The 15,999-nt window shown below is 67.5% G+C and carries 12 protein-coding genes and 3 pseudogenes; 11 read left to right on the top strand and 4 right to left on the bottom strand.

All coding sequences use genetic code 11. The annotated features are described in order from the left end of the window. Positions 1 to 77 precede the first annotated feature (77 nt). The gene (locus AC5P1C_RS40280; RefSeq protein ID WP_493870960.1) at positions 78 to 392 is read right to left on the bottom strand and encodes a transposase; all 315 of its coding nucleotides are present in this window, start codon (positions 390 to 392) and stop codon (positions 78 to 80) included. A 60-nt stretch (positions 393 to 452) separates the two neighbouring features. Beyond that, positions 453 to 1,307 carry an NmrA family NAD(P)-binding protein gene (locus AC5P1C_RS40275; protein WP_493870959.1) on the bottom strand — a complete coding sequence of 285 codons (855 nt, stop codon included), beginning with the start codon at positions 1,305 to 1,307 and terminating at the stop codon, positions 453 to 455. 113 nt (positions 1,308 to 1,420) lie between these two features. On the opposite strand from AC5P1C_RS40275, the gene AC5P1C_RS40270 reads away from it, so the two are divergent. Then, positions 1,421 to 2,020: a TetR/AcrR family transcriptional regulator gene (locus AC5P1C_RS40270; RefSeq protein WP_493870958.1), complete on the top strand. Its 600-nt coding sequence runs from the start codon at positions 1,421 to 1,423 to the stop codon at positions 2,018 to 2,020. A gap of 125 nt (positions 2,021 to 2,145) precedes the next feature. Here the strand turns inward: AC5P1C_RS40270 and AC5P1C_RS40265 are convergent. Further along, positions 2,146 to 3,045, bottom strand: a pseudogene (locus tag AC5P1C_RS40265) (IS5 family transposase). 43 nt (positions 3,046 to 3,088) lie between these two features. Continuing rightward, positions 3,089 to 3,616 (bottom strand): DapH/DapD/GlmU-related protein, encoded by a 528-nt coding sequence (locus tag AC5P1C_RS40260; RefSeq protein WP_493870973.1) that lies wholly within the window; start codon positions 3,614 to 3,616, stop codon positions 3,089 to 3,091. A 114-nt stretch (positions 3,617 to 3,730) separates the two neighbouring features. Here AC5P1C_RS40260 and AC5P1C_RS40255 point away from each other — a divergent pair, with 114 nt between their 5' ends. From AC5P1C_RS40255 to AC5P1C_RS40210, 10 genes and pseudogenes are all read left to right on the top strand, one after another. Continuing rightward, positions 3,731 to 4,660 carry a LysR family transcriptional regulator gene (locus AC5P1C_RS40255; protein WP_493870957.1) on the top strand — a complete coding sequence of 310 codons (930 nt, stop codon included), beginning with the start codon at positions 3,731 to 3,733 and terminating at the stop codon, positions 4,658 to 4,660. Between the two features lie 530 nt (positions 4,661 to 5,190). Continuing rightward, a complete protein-coding gene (locus tag AC5P1C_RS40250) occupies positions 5,191 to 5,994 on the top strand; it encodes a DUF2637 domain-containing protein (protein WP_493870956.1) in 804 nt (267 codons plus the stop codon). A 311-nt stretch (positions 5,995 to 6,305) separates the two neighbouring features. Then, positions 6,306 to 7,229, top strand: coding sequence for a sigma factor-like helix-turn-helix DNA-binding protein (locus AC5P1C_RS40245; protein ID WP_493870955.1), 924 nt, complete (start codon positions 6,306 to 6,308; stop codon positions 7,227 to 7,229). A 613-nt stretch (positions 7,230 to 7,842) separates the two neighbouring features. Then, on the top strand, positions 7,843 to 8,724 hold the full coding sequence (locus AC5P1C_RS40240) for a helix-turn-helix domain-containing protein (protein WP_493870954.1): 882 nt from the start codon (positions 7,843 to 7,845) through the stop codon (positions 8,722 to 8,724). 251 nt (positions 8,725 to 8,975) lie between these two features. Then, positions 8,976 to 9,740, top strand: coding sequence for an SDR family oxidoreductase (locus tag AC5P1C_RS40235; protein ID WP_493870953.1), 765 nt, complete (start codon positions 8,976 to 8,978; stop codon positions 9,738 to 9,740). Positions 9,741 to 9,853: 113 nt separating this feature from the next. Then, positions 9,854 to 10,006: pseudogene (locus AC5P1C_RS40230) on the top strand (ferredoxin reductase); the annotation flags it as partial. Between the two features lie 213 nt (positions 10,007 to 10,219). Continuing rightward, positions 10,220 to 12,229 carry an ATP-binding protein gene (locus AC5P1C_RS40225; protein WP_493870952.1) on the top strand — a complete coding sequence of 670 codons (2,010 nt, stop codon included), beginning with the start codon at positions 10,220 to 10,222 and terminating at the stop codon, positions 12,227 to 12,229. A gap of 246 nt (positions 12,230 to 12,475) precedes the next feature. After that, complete coding sequence (locus AC5P1C_RS40220; RefSeq protein WP_493870951.1) at positions 12,476 to 13,645, top strand: ThiF family adenylyltransferase; 1,170 nt, start codon at positions 12,476 to 12,478, stop codon at positions 13,643 to 13,645. Then, complete coding sequence (locus AC5P1C_RS40215) at positions 13,642 to 14,295, top strand: GNAT family N-acetyltransferase (RefSeq protein ID WP_493870950.1); 654 nt, start codon at positions 13,642 to 13,644, stop codon at positions 14,293 to 14,295. Before AC5P1C_RS40220 ends, AC5P1C_RS40215 begins: the two co-directional genes overlap by 4 nt. A 75-nt stretch (positions 14,296 to 14,370) precedes the next feature. Then, positions 14,371 to 14,499 (top strand): annotated as a pseudogene (locus tag AC5P1C_RS40210) (acyl-CoA desaturase); the annotation flags it as partial. Positions 14,500 to 15,999 lie beyond the last annotated feature (1,500 nt).

Here is a 15,999-nt window from a genome sequence, read left to right as displayed (position 1 = left end):
GGGCCGTCTTGCGTTGCAGCGAGCATGTATCCCTGGGGGCGTTGCTGATCCGTGACGCAGAGAGGTGGCATCAGACGTCAGCCGGCCGTTGGTCTCCTCCGGTGTCGTACGGGCAGGTACCTCCCCGTACTGATGACGGCCCAGCCGAGGTCACCGTCGGCGTCGGACTGCGCCATCAGCGCGATGAACACTCCCCGCCAGGTCCCGTCAATGGCCCACATCCGAAGTCGGCTACAGATGCCTTTCCAGTTGCCGTATTTGCCCGGCAACTGGACCCCTTGCATCCCGGTCTGAAACTTGAACGCGATGGCGTCGATGACCTGCCGGTGCTCTCCCCCGTAACCGCGCTTCGGCGTTCGACTCGGGAGGAGTGGCTCGATCCGCGCGCCCACTGCGCGTAAGTCAAGGGCATGCTCAGATCAACTATCAGGCGGTCGAAAAGAAGCTCAGCTTCAGGCGGCGACGTGGGCTGCGAGCCGTTCAGCGGCGGTGCGGGGTTCGCGGCCGAGCAGTTCGGCCAGCAGGGGGCTTGCTTCGGTGAAGTAGCCAGCGTGGGCAGCCTGGTACCAGGTGAGCATGAGCCGGGCCGTCTGCTGCGGGACACCGATCGCGATCTGGTCTGCGACCCACTGTTCGTCGTCCAGGACGATGCGCTCAACAGGGCGACCAGCGAGGCTGGAGGCGATCTTGGCGACATCGTCGAAGGTGACGGCGTTCGGCGCGGTGAGGTTGACGGGGCCGTCGAAGGAGCGGTCACCGGCGAGAATGACCGCGGTGGCCTCGGCTATGTCGGCACGGTCGGTATATGGGACGGGGCCGTCTTGTGGCTGGGCGATCACGCCGGTCCGCTGCCACGGGCCGAGCACTTGGTCAAGTGGGCCGTAGGCGCCGTTGCGCAGTGCGGTCCAGGCGACGCCCGAGTCGTCGAGGAGCGCCTCGGTGGCGATGTGGATGTCGGAGGGCCGGTACGGGTTGCCGGGGACGGCGCCCTGCTGGCTGGTGTAGAGGATGCGGTGGGCACCGGCCGCGACCGCCGCTTCGATGGCATTGCGGTGCAGGCTGACCATGTCGGCGTCCGGGTCGTTCCCGGATACCAGAAGGACCTGCTCGGCACCGGCGAAGGAGTTGCGTAGCGCGGCCGGATCCTCGTAGGTGCCCTGCCGTACGCGTACGCCGCGGTCGGCGAAGGGCTGCGCCTTGGAGGTGTCGCGGACGCTGATGCCGATCTGGTCGGCGGGTATGCGCTTGAGGAGGTGCTCGACGGTGGTGCCGCCCAGTCCACCGGTGGCGCCAGTCACAACGATCATGTTCTTGACCTCTCGGAATCACAAGTTGACCACATAGGTCAGTTTCCCTTCTGCTGTGACCGTAGGTAAACTGACCGCACGAGTCAAGTTGCGTCGACCGGCAGAAAGGGACGGTGAGTGCGGTGCCTTCGGGATCCCGGCTGCGCGCCGATGCCCGGCGTAATTCCGAACAGATCCGCTCTGCCGCGATCGGCGCCTTCCGGGGGCAGGGTCTGACGGTGCCGCTGGAGAAGGTCGCCAAGGCGGCAGGGGTGAGCAAGGCCACGATCTTCAACCGGTTCGGCGGGCGGATCGGCCTCATCGAAGCCGTCATCGAAGAACTCGTGGCGAGTGAGCTGTTCGCCGTCATCGACAACGCTCGGGCCATCGATGACGTGGGCGAGCGGATCACGTACTACCTCACCGCGCTCCGCGACCTCCAGTACCGCCAGCCCGCCTTCAACGACGTGTTGTTGCAGACGTATCCGCATTCGCAGCAGCTGATGGAGATCTGCCGGGTCGGAAGTGAGGCCAACGAGGAGCTCATCGCGGCGGCGCAAGCCTTGAATGCGCTGCGGCCGGAGTTCACGGCGGGCGACCTGCACGCACTTGTCGTAGACAACGCCCTCGCCCTCAAGCACGGCGAGCGGCCTCCCCGGGACGACTACGACCGCCGCACCATCTACCTCCTGGACGGAATCCGAGGCCCCTCCTCCGCTGCTGGTGGACGATAGCCGCACCCTTGCCCTGGTTGTCACGCGTCGCCACGCGGAGTCGTCTCGCTCAGGCATACCGCGAAGTCTGTGCAGTCGGATCACGGATGGATGATCCAGAAGACGGGCCCTGTAAGGCGTGTCCGTTAAATGCGAGCCCAGACCAGTACTGCGGCGAGGACCGTAGCCGAGCGGTAGACGATCGCGAGCTTGTCGAACCTCGTGGCCAGGCCACGCCACTGCTTGTGCAGGGCGAAGGACCGTTCGACCACGTTGCGGTTCTTGTAGGCCACCGGATCGAACTTCGACGGACGCCCGCCCGCTGAACCGCGGCGGCGACGGTGCTCCTGCTGGTCACGCCGCTCAGGGATGACCGCAGTGATCCCCCGGGCCTTGAGCGTCGCTCGGATCGCGCGGGAGGAGTATGCCTAATGGGAACCGAAGGTCGGGGGCGTGCGGGGGTGGCCTGCTCCGGTCCTGGGGACTCGCAGGTCGCCCAGCAGCAACGGCAGGGAGCTCCCGTCGTGCGCCTGCCCGGGCGTCACGACGACGGCCAGCGGTCGGCCCTGACCGTCCACGGCGTGGTGGATCTTCGTGGTCAGCCCGCCGCGGGAACGGCCGATAGCGTGCCCAGCGGGCTCTCGGTGGCCGTCGAGGCCCTGCCCTTGGGCTGCGGCCCGGCACTTCTCGGGGCGGCGGGTGTTGGTGGCGTGCTGGTGGGCCCGGGTGGTGGTGGAGTCCACCGCCACCAGCCAGTCGATCAGCCCGTCGTCGTCCGCGCGGGCGAGCAGGGCTCCGAGCACGCGGTCCCAGGTCCCGTCGGCGGCCCAGCGGCGGTGGCGGGTCCACGCGGTCTTCCAGGATCCGAACACGGCTGGAAGGTCTCGCAAAGGGATACCGGTGCGGTATCCGTAGACGATCGCCTCCACAACGCATCGGTGATCGGCCCATTGCCTGCCGCGACGGCCGGTACCGGAGGGCAGCAGAGGTCGGATGCGGTCCCACTGCCGGTCGGTCAGCCGGGCGTAACGAGGCAACAGGGTCAGACCGCGGGGGTGCTGCGCAGCCGGGCCGGCGGCCCGGCCGGGATCAGTCAATCGTCTTGATCACCCGGGCGGGCACTCCCGCGACCACGGTGCCGGCTGGAACATTACGAGTGACCACCGCACCGGCAGCGATCACCGCACCGGCGCCGATGGTCACCCCCTGCGTGATCACGGCACCCGTCCCGATCCAGACGTCGTCCTCGATGACGATCGGGGCGAAGGAGAGGTACTCGCGGCGCTCAGCCAGGGGTAGTGGATGGCCTCCTGTGATGAGGCTGACCTTCGGGGCGATCATGACGCCGTTCCCGATACGGATGCCTCCCTTGTCCATGAAGGTGCATCCCTGGTTGACGAAGACGTTCTCCCCGAACGTCGTGTTAAGCCCGTGCTCGGTGAAGAACGGCGGGTAGATCACCACCGACTCCGGAAGCGAGCCACCGAACACAACAGAAAGTAGTTCCGCGCGACCTTTGCTGTCGCTGAACGGAAGCACGTTCAGCCGAGACGTCGCATCGGTCACCTCCATGATGCGGTCCGCATGACGCGCGAACTCAGGTGTCTGGACGTACATGACCTGCTCTGTGCGGGTAGACATGCGCTGATCCCACCACCGCGCAGAACACTTGATCAAACAACCCTGCACCACACCGGAAACAACCAATGGTTGTGGAAGTAGGGTGGAAGTGTGGATGTTGCAGCACTGCGGACGTTCGTGGCCGTCGCCGAGACCGGCCAGTTCCAGGCCGCGGCCGACGAGTTGGGGATCAGCCAGCAGGCGGCCTCCAAGCGGATCGCGGCCCTGGAGAGGCACATCGAGGTCACGCTCCTGGTGCGGACCTCCCGAGGCTCCCGGCTGAGCCTGGACGGGCAGGTCTTCTTGCCGCACGCCAAGAAGGTCCTGGCGGCCATCGAGCAGGCCGAGCAGGCCGTGCGCCCCGGAAGCCGTCCCTTGCGTGTCGATGTCCTCAATCGGCGCATCTCCCCGGCCCAGGCCGTCTACCGGTTTTACCGCTCCCACCCCGAGACGGACCTGGACGCGGTCACGCTGAGCCAGGAGAACGCCGCCCAGGCCGCCCAGGCGGTGCTCGAAGGGAAAGTCGACGCGTCCTTCCGTGCCCTGCCGGCAGACCAGGTCCCGGCCGGGCTCAGCACCGAACGACTCCTGGACACACCCCTGGAGCTCCTGGTCGGACCCGGCCACCCGCTGGCTGACGTGTCCTGGGTCAGTCCTGCGGACCTGGGCGGTCACCGCATCTGGATCCCCGGCATCAGGCCGAGCACGGAGTGGGCAGCGTTCTACCAGGCGCTGTCCGAGGCATTCGGCCTGAGCATCGACGCGCTCGGCCCCAACTTCGGTGACGAGGCCCTGATGGACGCGCTGGCCGACTCAGCCTCGCTGGCCACCCTGGTCGGCAGCGGGGACCGGTACCTGTGGCCCCAGACCCACGACCTGCGGCGCATCCCGTTGCACGACCCGACCCCGGTCTACCCGCATGTGCTGCTGTTCCGCAGTGGAGACCAGCACCCCGTGCTGACCGCGCTACGCGACCATCTGCGCACTGCGGGCCCGCAAACCTCGCACGACGTATGGGCACCAGACTGGGTAGCCCGCTGACCAGACGACCGAATTGGCAGACACCCCCTAGGACGGCTGCTGGGACGCCCAACCAGCGTGCGGAACGCCGACTATCTCGGGCTCTCTAGGTCCAAGAACGACCGAATGAGTCCGTTGAGGGCCAGGGCTCGCTCTTTGAACGGAGTCGGCAGGTTGTCGAAGGCTTCCTCGTACCACCTAGCCCTCATGATTGTCGGCCAAGCGTTTGAGGCTTTGCCCGGTGTGCCCATTCGTGTCCCTCGATCACCCCATCGAGGGACACCCCTCTTCCGGGCTCGTTCGTTATGCGGACGTGAAAGGGGCAGACAAACACGGAGAAAGGATTCTTCCGTCGGACAACCCGTGCACGGGTTGACCAGGGGCGGAGGGTTCTTCGGTCTGTCAGATGATTTTTCAACGAGATCAGGACGATGAGAACCGAACCTCTGCGGGCGGCATGCGAGGGGCATGCCAGCAATGGCCCGCACCGGCACCACTGGCCGGGTTCCTCACTCCAGCAGCACACTCCACAAAGCGGCGAAGGAACCCGGATGGACGACTGGTACAGCAGCAGAGAAGGCGCGTACACGCCGAGATACCCCCGGAGGCCGGAGACCAGCACACTGAACCCGTACGACAGCGTCCCCATCCCCAGCCAGCAGTCCTGGGGGACAGCGGACCTGGACGCCACGCTGAACCGTCGGGACATCGAGCAGGAACTGGCTGAGATGATGGCCGCGGCAGCAGGCCCCAGAGAGGCTCCCGGACCTGCGGGGCAGCCGCTGTCCCGCGAGGAACTGGCCGAGATGATGGCCGCCGTCTCGCGTCCTGAGTCGGGTTTGGAGCCGGCTCCCGGACTTGAGGAGCAGCCGCAGTCCCGCATCGACCGCAGGCGCAGTCAGCGGAAACCGCCCTTCACGCTGGCAGGGCAGCGCATTACCCAGGTGACGGTCCTGTTCGCCGCGATCGCGGTGTGCGCGGCGTGCCTGCTGGGCTGGTCCATCGCCTATTCCTACGGCCAACTCCGCACGTTCGCCGAGTACATTCTGCCGGCGAGGCTGGCGCAGTGGTGGCCGCTGACCGTGTATGGCCCGTGGTTCGTCGCGGCTCTCTCAATTCTGCGGGCGACCGTTCAGCATCAGCAGGCGAAACGTTCCTGGGGCGTTCTCCTGGTGGCTTCCGCCATGGCGGTGACCCTGTGTGTCAGCCACTCCACCCGCTCGGTGCTGGCCTTCGTGACCCTCGGAATTCCACCGATCACCGCCCTGGTGTGCTTCTGGGAACTCATCGGTCAGGTCTCGTCCAAGCACGGCACCCGCAAAGGAGCCCATGCGCAGAGGCACTCCAAGTCGTAGGGAACAGTAGGCGAAACGATTCTGTGATCGGGTCGGTGCCCGGTTCTGAGCCTGGTGGTCTGTCCTCGATCACAAACCATCCCTCCTCGTCCCCGCCGCCGTACTGCCAAGCGCAGCTCGTACTTACGGCCTGATCGGGCGCGAGGATCGGTAACCGGCGTGCGTGTGCTGCGACGACGTAGCAGCACACGCACGCGCACCAGTTGACCCCGCTGCCGAGCGGAGCGTGTGAGGCCGATGCGACAACCGTCAGCCCGCGTCCCGGCGCGGCCTGACGACCTGTCCGAAACCTCACACAGGAACACGGCATCATGCACCACACCCCATCCGGACGACTGGCCGATATCTCGGCGAGGACGACCGGGGCACCGCCGCTGGGCCAGCCAACCACCGGATCCGACGACATGCCGCCACCTCCGAGCTTCGCCCACCGGCTATCGGAGCGGGCCGTCGCGGCAGACGGGCCGGTGCCGTTGGCGCAAACGGCGTTCGACGTGCTGTACAACTGCGCAGCACCCGCTCTCGTCCAACAGGCCTATGTACTGACCGGATGCCGCCGTCTCGCCTTCGAGTCCGCCGAGCAGGCCTTCCACCGGGCCTGGGAACGCTGGCCCGAGGTGGAGCGCGATCCCGACCCGGTGGGCTGGGTGCGGGCGCAGGCCCACGACTACGCTCTCTCTCCCTGGCACCGGTTCAGACGGGTCCGCACGCTTCCCGGCTCCCTGCCCGCCGACCCTCTCCACCGTGCGCTCCTGGCTCTTCCGCCGTGGCAGCGCCGAGCGGTCCTGCTCTGTGACGGTCTCGGCCTGAGTGTTGCCGAAGCCGCCACCGAGACGGAGGCCACCGCCGCCGCCACCGTCAGCAGACTGCGGCACGCCCGCGCGGTCATCAGCGGACATCTGCCGGATGCCGGCCGTGACGCAGTCAGGACGCGTATCACGGAAGCGTCCGCCGCGACGATCGCCCAGCCCTGGTCCGTACGCGCAGCCGCCGAACTGCGCGTACGCACCCACACCCGTGCGGTGTTCGCGGCGACGGCAGTCCTCATCGGCCTCGTCACCCTCACGATCGCCACCACCCCGGCACGTGCCGAACCCATGGACAGTGACCGCCCCCAGCGGCACGCTTTGTTCACCGAACCGCAGACGATCCGCCCCGTGGAACGGCGCTCTTGCATCGCCGTACAGCCCCCGCAACGCGGGATCTGGATGCCCTCCTGTGAGTGGCGGAGCTGAAGGGGCCTCGGCCACACTGCCAGCCTCAGCGGTATGGCCCTCAACTGGCGCTCCACCGCTGCCTTCATGACGCTCCGCCAGGCATCTTCCACGCCAGCAGTTCGTTCGGCGACGGCACGTCGTTCCCGGTGCAGGCGGAGCTCCACGGCCGGAGGCTGTCAGCAATCCGAGACAGATCATTGCCCGATCTACGCCGCCCGGGGCAGCGAACAGCGGGCGTATCACACCAGATTGATGAGTTTGCTCGTGCTCGGCCATGCGGTGCAGTCGGGGCGGGCCGGTGGCCGGCGCGGGCCGATGAGGTGCTGTGCCTGAACGTGGAGGATCTGTATCCGCGGGGCAAGCGCGGCAGGATTACCGCGAAGGGCGGGGCGACGGAGTGGATTCACTTGCACTCCGGCGCCGCCCGGTTACTGCCCCGCCTGATCGCCCGCCGTACTCGCGGTCCGCTGTTCCTGACCGGTCGAAAGGCCCCCGCTGGACCTGTGCCCGGGGACGGGGCGGGCCGGGCCCGCTCTCTGAGGTTCAGGTTGTATTGCGTGTCCTTGCCGTGGTGCCGGGTGACGAGGAGGCTGGCGTGGTCCGTGGGCGCTCCGGGTGGGAAGGGGAGAGAATGGGCGATGTGAGTTCGCATATCAAGCCCCATTTGCGGTGCCTGTCGGGCAGCGGTGACCGGCTGGGGCACGCGGTGGTGGAGCGGGCTGTGGAGCGCGCGGCGGGAGTGGCGGACAGTGTGCCACCGCCCGTGGGGCCGTCGCGGCATGTTCTGGTGGTCCATACGGGGCGGTCGGAGAATCTGCGCTGGTCCGCCGACGGCACGGCATGCCGTGAGCGGTTTCATGCCGGTGAGGCGCTGGTCAATCCGGCGGGGTGGGCTTCGCGGCCGCGGTGGCAGGACGATGTGGAGCTGTTGCTGCTGGCCGTGGAACCGGCCTGGCTGGAGAAACTGGCCGCGGAGGGCGGGGCGGGGGGCCGGTTCGAGCTGGAGCCTCGGTTCCACTTCACCGATCCGTTGCTGAAGATGCTCGTCGAGCGGCTGGTGACCGAATTCGAGCAGCCCGGTGTGCCCGATGGGCTTTACGTGGAGTCGTTGGTGCAGGCCGCGGCGGCCGTGGTCGTGCGGGTGTGCGGGAGCGCCGGGAGCCTTCCGGTGCGCGAGGGCGGACTGCCGCCGCGGCGGCTGGCCGAGGTCCGGGACTTCATCCATGCAAATCTGGCTTCCCGGATGGGCTTGGCGGACCTCGCCGGGGTCGCCGGGGTAAGTACTTCGCACTTCACGCGGGCGTTCAAGGCTTCAATGGGGGAGTCCCCGCACCGTTATGTGATGCGGGCGCGGCTGGATGAAGCCCGCCGGGCTCTGCTGAGCACGAACCGGCCGATCGCGGACATCGCCCTGGAGCACGGCTTCGCCGATCAGAGCCATCTGACGCGGATGATGCGGCGTCACACCGGCACCACCCCGGGGCTGTTGCGGGACGGGCACGGGCAGAGCTGAACCTCCCCGGCCGGGGCCTGCAGGTCAGGACGGTCCCCTTCCTTCGTACGCGCCGCGTACGGCTTGTCCCGGGAGGCGGAACCCCGGATGCCATGAGTTGGGCTGGGGCGGGACAACTGGTGGGCGGTTTGTTCCAGGGATGCGCGGATCGTTCAAGAAGCGTGGGGGTGACCGCGGTGATGCTGTGGTGTGCGCGGCATCCGGTGCGCCGGCGTCCGTGCTCCATCCGACGTACGTGCAAGGAGGCTGTCATGGTCAACACCCCGGACAAGACGCTCAACGGCAAGGTCGCCTTCGTCGGCGGCGCGTCCCGCAACCTCGGCGGTCTGATCAGCACGTCCCTGGGCGCCGAGGGCGCCCTGGTCGCCGTGCACTACAACAGCGACTCGTCCCGGGCCAAGGCCGAGGACGTGGTCGCGCAGATCAACGCCGGCCCCGGCGAAGCCTTCGCCATCCAGGCAGACCTCACCAAGGTCTCCGAGCTGGAGCGCGCGTTCGATGAGGTCGTGAACCGGTTCGGGAAGCTCGACTACAGCATCAATACCGCCGGCATGGTGCTGAAGAAGCCGCTGACCGAGATCACGGAGGAGGAGTACGACCGGATGTTCGCGGTGAATTCCAAGGCCGCGTTCTTCGTCATGCGCGAGGCCGCCCGCCGGATCGAGGACGGCGGGAAGATCATCACCATCGTGACCTCGCTGTTGGCCGCCTACACCGGCCTGTACTCCACTTACGCCGGCAGCAAAGCGCCGGTCGAGCACTTCACCCGGGCGCTGTCGAAGGAGCTGTTCGGCCGGAACATCTCAGTCAACAACATCGCGCCGGGACCGATGGACACGTCGTTCTTCTATCCGGCCGAGGACGACGACTCGGTCGCGTACCACAAGTCGTCGGCGATGAACGGCGACCTGACGAAGATCGAGGACATCGTCCCGTGGGTGATGCATCTGCTGACCGACGGATGGTGGGCCAACGGCCAGACCTTCTTCCTCAACGGCGGCTACACCACCCGCTGACCTGTCCCTCCCGCTGCGGGGCGCCGTCCGCGCGGTGCCCCGCCCTTTGCCCCGGGGACAAGGTCGATGGGCTTGGGGTACCTGAGAGGAGGCTGGCGCGCTCATCCGTCCGGTGCCGCATGGGCGTCTGCTTCGGCTGCGTCACGCCGCTCAAGGCGGGCGCCGTCCGCGACCTGCGCACCGGCGAGCTCGCCGAGGCCGAGCCGGGCGTCCTCATCCAGACTTGCATGTCCGCCGCGGCGGGTGCCTACGACTGCGAACGGTAGGAACACCTTGACCGCCATCGCCTCCACTTTTGCCATCCACATTCCGTGATCAGGCCAGGGCTGCCAGGATGCATGCACGCGTTCCCGGCACGGCCCAGGCTCCGGAGCCTTGCTCCACGGCACGCGATGCGTGTCCCTGTGAAGCCGGTCGGCATGAGGGAGGTCGTTGCGTCGGGCCGGAGGCCTGTTCGCAGGTATGGGGAGGATGGAGTCGTGTTCATTGGGCGCGAGCGGGAATTGGCTGAGCTGCAGGACGCGTTGAAGGTCCACCGGCTGGTGACCACGACCGGTGTTGCAGGGGTCGGTAAGTCGCGGCTGGTGCGGCAGGTGGTGGATCTCGGTCTGGTGGCCGATGCGGCGGATTCCTGCTGGGCGGATCTGTGGCAGCTACGGGATGAGGGGTTGCTCGCGGCGCTCGTTGCTGATGCGTGCGGTCTGTCCGATCACACGCCGAGGACGCCGGTGGATGTGATCTGCGATTGGATCGGCGATCGCGACCTGCTGCTGGTACTTGATTCTTGTGAGCATGTGCTGGCCGCGTGCCGGCGCATGGTGCAGGTGCTGCTGGAGAAGTGTCCGCGTCTGAGGATCGTGGCCACGAGCCGCGAACTGTTCCAGCTGGACGAGGAGTTCGTGGCAGTTGTCGAGCCATTGCCGTGCGCCACGGATGCTGCGGAGCTGTTTCTGCGGCGTGCCACGGAGTCGGGGCATTTGCCGGAGCCCGGGGATCTGAACCAGGTCACCGAGTTGTGTGCCTACCTCGACGGGCTTCCCTTGGCGTTGGAGTTGGCTGCGGGGGCGCTGCGGCACAGCAGTATCGAGGATCTTCTGCGGCGTCCGCGGCACGAGTTGAGCCGGGCAGAGGATGAGGTGCGTCCGTTGGCGCCCCGCAGGCATGACGTGCTGCGGACCGCGCTGGGCTGGAGCCATGAATTGTGCACACCCGCGGAGCGTTTGTTGTGGGCCCGGCTGTCCATTGTCCATGGGCATTTCGATGAGCCCGTGGCTGTGGCCTTGTGTTCCGGTGGGCCGCTCTCTCCTTTCGACGTGAGTCACGCTCTGGCCGGGCTGGTGGAAAAGTCCGTTGTGACTCGCCGCCGGGGGCGCTGTCTGCTGCTCGACACGGTGCGTGAATACGGGCGTCTGTGGCTCGCCGAGCTCGGTGAACTGGATGCGATGGCGAGCTCTCACGCCTCGTACTTCCTCACTCAGGCGCAGCAGGCGGACGCCACGTGGACGAGTGCCGAGCAGACCGGCTGGTATCGCACCATCAAGGAGGCGCACCCCGATCTGTGTGCGGCCCTGGACCACTTGATCGCCCACGACGTCGACGCGGCGCTCGAGTTGGCCACCTTGACGGGCTTCTACTGGACTTGTTGCGGGCATGCGCACACCGCTCAGCTCTATCTTTCGCGCACGCTGAAGGCGTGTGACACTCAGGGGCCGGTGCGGCAGCGAGCCGTGTGGGCTCTCGGTCTGACCCATCTGTTGCAGGGCAATCACGCCACGGCTGCGCATCTTGGTCGCCAGTGCCTGGAGAACGCCCGTGTCACCGAGGACGCGACCGCGTTGCTGCGGGCGGCTTATCTGCAGGCGATGAGCGACCTTCTGCAGGGCAATCCGCAGCCGGGGCTTGACCTCCTGGAGCACGCGTTGCGGAACGCGAGTGCGCATAGCTCGGACGTTGCCGGGCCCATGCCCCAGGCGGTGATGATGTGCCGGATGCTGCGGCTGTTCGCTCTGACCGGGCTCGGGGAGTTGGAGGAGAGTCTGGAGTCGGCGACGTTCCTGCGCGCCGAGTGTGTCGCCATGGGGGAGCACTGGATCCGCTCCTACGCCGATTACCAGATGTGTGTGATTGCGCTGCGTGAGCGGGACAGTGAACTGGCCCTGAAGTACGCCCGTTCGATGCTGCACGCGAAGCAACAGATCGGCGACACCTTCGGCATCGCGCTGGGGCTCGACATGCTGGCCGCGGCCTTCTCCGCCAACGGGGACGGTCATTCTGCGGCGCTCGCGTCCGGCGCGGGCCAGCGGCTGTGGGATGCGGTGGGTCATCCGCAGCGTGGGGCTCCGGATGTGGCGCCGCTGCGCGAGGCGGGCGAGGACCTGGCGCGCAGGTTGGTGGGTGCCGGTGAATATGAGTCGTATCGCAGCGAGGCCGCTCATGCCGACCCCGGCGAGATGCTCGCCTGGGCGGCACGTGGTGAACCGCCCCTGTAGGGCGGGGGCGCGGCGCGATCGTATGAGGCGACTTTCCTGGGCGATCACCCTTTTGCTGTGCCGGTGTGACTTTCGTCTGCGCTGGTGTGCGGTGCGTAAAGGCTTGTGCCGCCTGGTCAAAGTCGCCTTCGGGAGCAGGTCGGCGCAGGGGGGTGTGAGGTAATGAATGCCCGCGCACGAATTCGACCACGCGCGCCCCCTGGCATGAAGGGATTCAAAGATCGCGTGCTGGTAGCTTCCGGCCTCGTGATCAATTCGTTTCGCGAAGGTCCGGGTGACCCGCAGTGCCCCCTGCCGATGCCGTCGGGGCAGGAGGTCTCCGTCCGTCCCACACTGCTGCGACCCGCCGAGGAGGACGACCGTGCCGTCCTCGACTCTCTGCTCGCCTCCGGCTGCGTACGCGAGCGGCATGACCGTATCGACGAGCAGCTCGCCGAACTGGTGCGTTGCCTGCGCCCTCAGGACGCCCTCGTGGGACGTCGATTGGACGGCGCCGTGGCGGAGTTGACCGGTGGCGCCGAGCTCGGCCTCTACGGAACGTGGGCGTGGTATCCGTGGTCCGGGCGCCTGGTGCATGTGCTGCCCCGTGAGGAGTTCCGTCGGGTGCGTACCGACCGCAACCGGGACAAGATCACCGCTGTCGAGCAGCAGGGTCTGCTGGCGCGGCGGATCGGGGTGATCGGCCTGTCTGTGGGCAACAGCGCGGCGCTCACCTGCGCCATGGAGGGCGTCGCAGGATCGTTTCGCCTGGCCGACTTCGACACCCTCGGGCTTAGCAATCTCAACCGGTTGCGGGCCGGCGTGCACGACTTGGGCCTGCCCAAGACGGTGCTGTGCGCACGGCAGATGTACGAGATCGACCCCTATCTCGACATCGAGCTGTGGCACGAAGGGCTCACCGAGGACGCCATCGACGCCTTCTTCGGAGCTGCGGACCGTCGGCTCGACTTGGTGATCGAGGAGTGTGACACCCCCTGGGTGAAGACCGCCGCTCGCGAGCATGCGCGGCACCACGGTGTCCCGGTCCTGATGGACGCCAATGACCGAGGGCTACTGGACGTCGAGCGCTTCGACTTGGAGCCGGACCGGCCTCTGTTCCACGGCCGAGGCGGCAATCTGACCGCAGAGGACGTACGGCGTCTGGCACCGGCGGACGCCCTCGCCTACCTGCTGCGCATCTGCGATGAGAGCCGGCTCAGTCCCGCCATGAAGGGTGCCCTCGGCCGGATCGGGCACACCCTGTCCAGCTGGCCGCAGCTGGCCAGCGGGGTGATGCTGGGCGGCGCCCTGGTCACCGATACCGCGCGCCGCATCCTGCTCGGCGCGCCCGTGGCCTCCGGCCGCTACTACGTGGACCTTGACGAACTCATCGGTGCCATCGATGCCGAGCGCATCCCCGCAGGAGCAACCCGGTGAACCACCTGCCCGAACTCCACGGCGAGCACCTGTGGTTGCGCGAGCTACGGGCCACCGACCTGGCTCCCTTCGAACGCATCCACACCCATCGTGTGCTCACCCGCTACCTCGGTGTCGACCGGATGGATGCCCGTCAGGCCCAGGACGCGTTCGCGCAGCATCTCGCCCAGCCCTACACCCATCCGCGGCGCAAGCACACCCTGGCCGTCTGTACGCCCGGCCAGGACGTCATGGTCGGCACCATGGGCCTGCTCGTCGAGGAGTACGGGCGCAACGCCATGCTCACCAGCCTGGTCCTACTGCCCGACGCGCCCGTGCGGGGCCACGGGCACGAAGCGGGGCGCCTCCTGATGGCCTATGGATTCGGGCACCTCGGACTGCACCGCATCTGGGCCGGGCACCGCGCGGATCACACGCGGATGCGCGCGGTGATGCTCGCGGCCGGGCTGCGCCCCGAGGCCACGCTGCGGGAGCTGTTCCACACCCAGGGCCACTGGCACGACGTCACCACCTACGCGGCGCTCGAGCCCTCATGGATCCGCCAGGCCACCCCCGCCGAGCAGGCCATCCTCCACGGCACGGCTTCACCTTCCCCTGCCGGTACTTCGGGCGCACCGGCACAGTCCGAACATGTGGCGACCGGCCGATGAATCCCTCCGTCGGCGGGGCTTCGGCCATGTCTTGAGGCCCCTTCCTCAATGGCTCCAACGTCACGGCCCACAGGGGAGTACGTCACCGGGCCGCTGCCCAAGCAGGTGTACTCCGCGTGGCACAAGGTCTTCCGGCTCTCGCTGCCGAACAAGAAGCTCAAGGTCAAGACGCCGGACCGCGAGCAGGAGCTCGTCGCGGCCTGATTCCCGGTATTGCCCGATTCCCGGTATTGGTTGAGATTTTTGGGCCGTGCCGTCGGCACCGCCCGGTCCGGTGAGATCCGTTGCGGACGGTGGGCGACATCGGCATCAGACCGTACGCCACGGGATGCGGGACAGCCCGGCGTGTGGACGATCGATGAGGAGAGGGCTCCCGAGTGCTGGAACGAAAGGAGCGGCGGATGGGTCCAACCGGCGCTTTCGGAGCTGAACAGCCTCTCCCCGAGCCCGGCCACGTTGAGGACATCTGCGACCGGGTCCTGGAGGCCTTGCGGCACCCCGGCGGCCAGATGACGTCGCTCTGCTCATCGCCCACGCCACCTCGAGCAGGAGAGAGGCCGATAGCAGTACAAGCCGGGTGAGCGCTAACGGTTGCGTTGACCAACCGGCACCGGATCAACCGCAGTCGTGACCGTCAGGTGAATTGAGCACCGCACACGACCACGAACTCCGTTTCCACAAGAGCGGGGCAGGTCGGATCCGGTGAGATCGCCGATACCTCCATGTGCAGCGCGAATGGCCACCACCACGGCGATCAACTGGGCGTCCGGAGTCGGCGGCACCAGGGCACTCAGGTGGTCGACAACGTGCGTGCAGCCACGCCTTGCTGACGGGTAGAGAGGAGCGGCAGTTGCTGAGGCTGCCTGGTTGAGGATGCGCCGGGCTTATCGCCATCGCGGGGGTGGGACGGTGAAACGCGCCCGGCCCGCAGAGCGCGCAGCGGCAGTATGCCCCGGTCAGATGCCTGTAGGTCTCCCGCGGTACAGACAGGCAGGCTCGGAGCGGCCGGGATCGTTCTGCGGTAAACCGGGGAAGATCTCCTCACCCTGCGATGTCGCGCGCTTGTGCGAGTGCGGTTGGGTGAGGGGCTACCCGGTCGGGTGACGTGCCGCTGGACGCGGTGCCGACGGCCTGAGGAGTCGTTGAGTCGGTATGACCACGATGCAGGAGGCTCCGGCGCCCAGTGAGAGTGAGCGACGGAGGGAAACCGTGCACGCATTTGGAGAATCGTTTCTTCGGATCGATGAGCCGCCAATCTACGCTGCCGTCGCCGCGACCTGGCGGCGGGCGGGACGGACGATCCCCGGACAGCGGGACCAGGAATGGGCCAACCTCGTGATGGGAGGGCCTCGTCCAGGGCCCTGAACCTGTCCGGTGCGGCCCGAAATCTGGCCGGCGCTCCTGGGGTTTCGGGAGTCAACGGCTCTGGGCGGAGCCAGCCAGGCGCGTCGTGCCGCCTGGCCTTTTCCGGTCAAGGAGGTGGTAACCGTGTCCTCAATGGGTGCGTACGGGCTCCGGGCAGGGGCGGCGGGCAGGTGCCCCTGGCCGGAGCGTGAGCGCGACGGTTCGCTTCAGGCAGGGAACCGGAGCGGGCACGGTCAGTTGCAGGCGTGGCCCCAGCCCATGTCGGGGCGCCAGGTCTTGGTGCTCGCGGTCCCGCCCTGCTTCTTCCAGGTGAACTTCGCCTGTACCTGGAAACTGTTC

Source organism: Streptomyces sp. A18, assembly GCF_059026065.1.
This window is presented reverse-complemented; position numbering and strand designations above follow the sequence as displayed.

Bases quoted from the DNA above. Each gene is read 5' to 3' on its own strand.
- AC5P1C_RS40275 (WP_493870959.1), bottom strand. From the start codon at position 1,307: ATGATCGTTGTGACTGGCGCCACCGGTGGACTGGGCGGCACCACCGTC.
- AC5P1C_RS40260 (WP_493870973.1), bottom strand. From the start codon at position 3,616: ATGTACGTCCAGACACCTGAGTTCGCGCGTCATGCGGACCGCATCATG.
- AC5P1C_RS40250 (WP_493870956.1), top strand. From the start codon at position 5,191: ATGGACGACTGGTACAGCAGCAGAGAAGGCGCGTACACGCCGAGATAC.
- AC5P1C_RS40245 (WP_493870955.1), top strand. From the start codon at position 6,306: ATGCACCACACCCCATCCGGACGACTGGCCGATATCTCGGCGAGGACG.
- AC5P1C_RS40240 (WP_493870954.1), top strand. From the start codon at position 7,843: ATGGGCGATGTGAGTTCGCATATCAAGCCCCATTTGCGGTGCCTGTCG.
- AC5P1C_RS40235 (WP_493870953.1), top strand. From the start codon at position 8,976: ATGGTCAACACCCCGGACAAGACGCTCAACGGCAAGGTCGCCTTCGTC.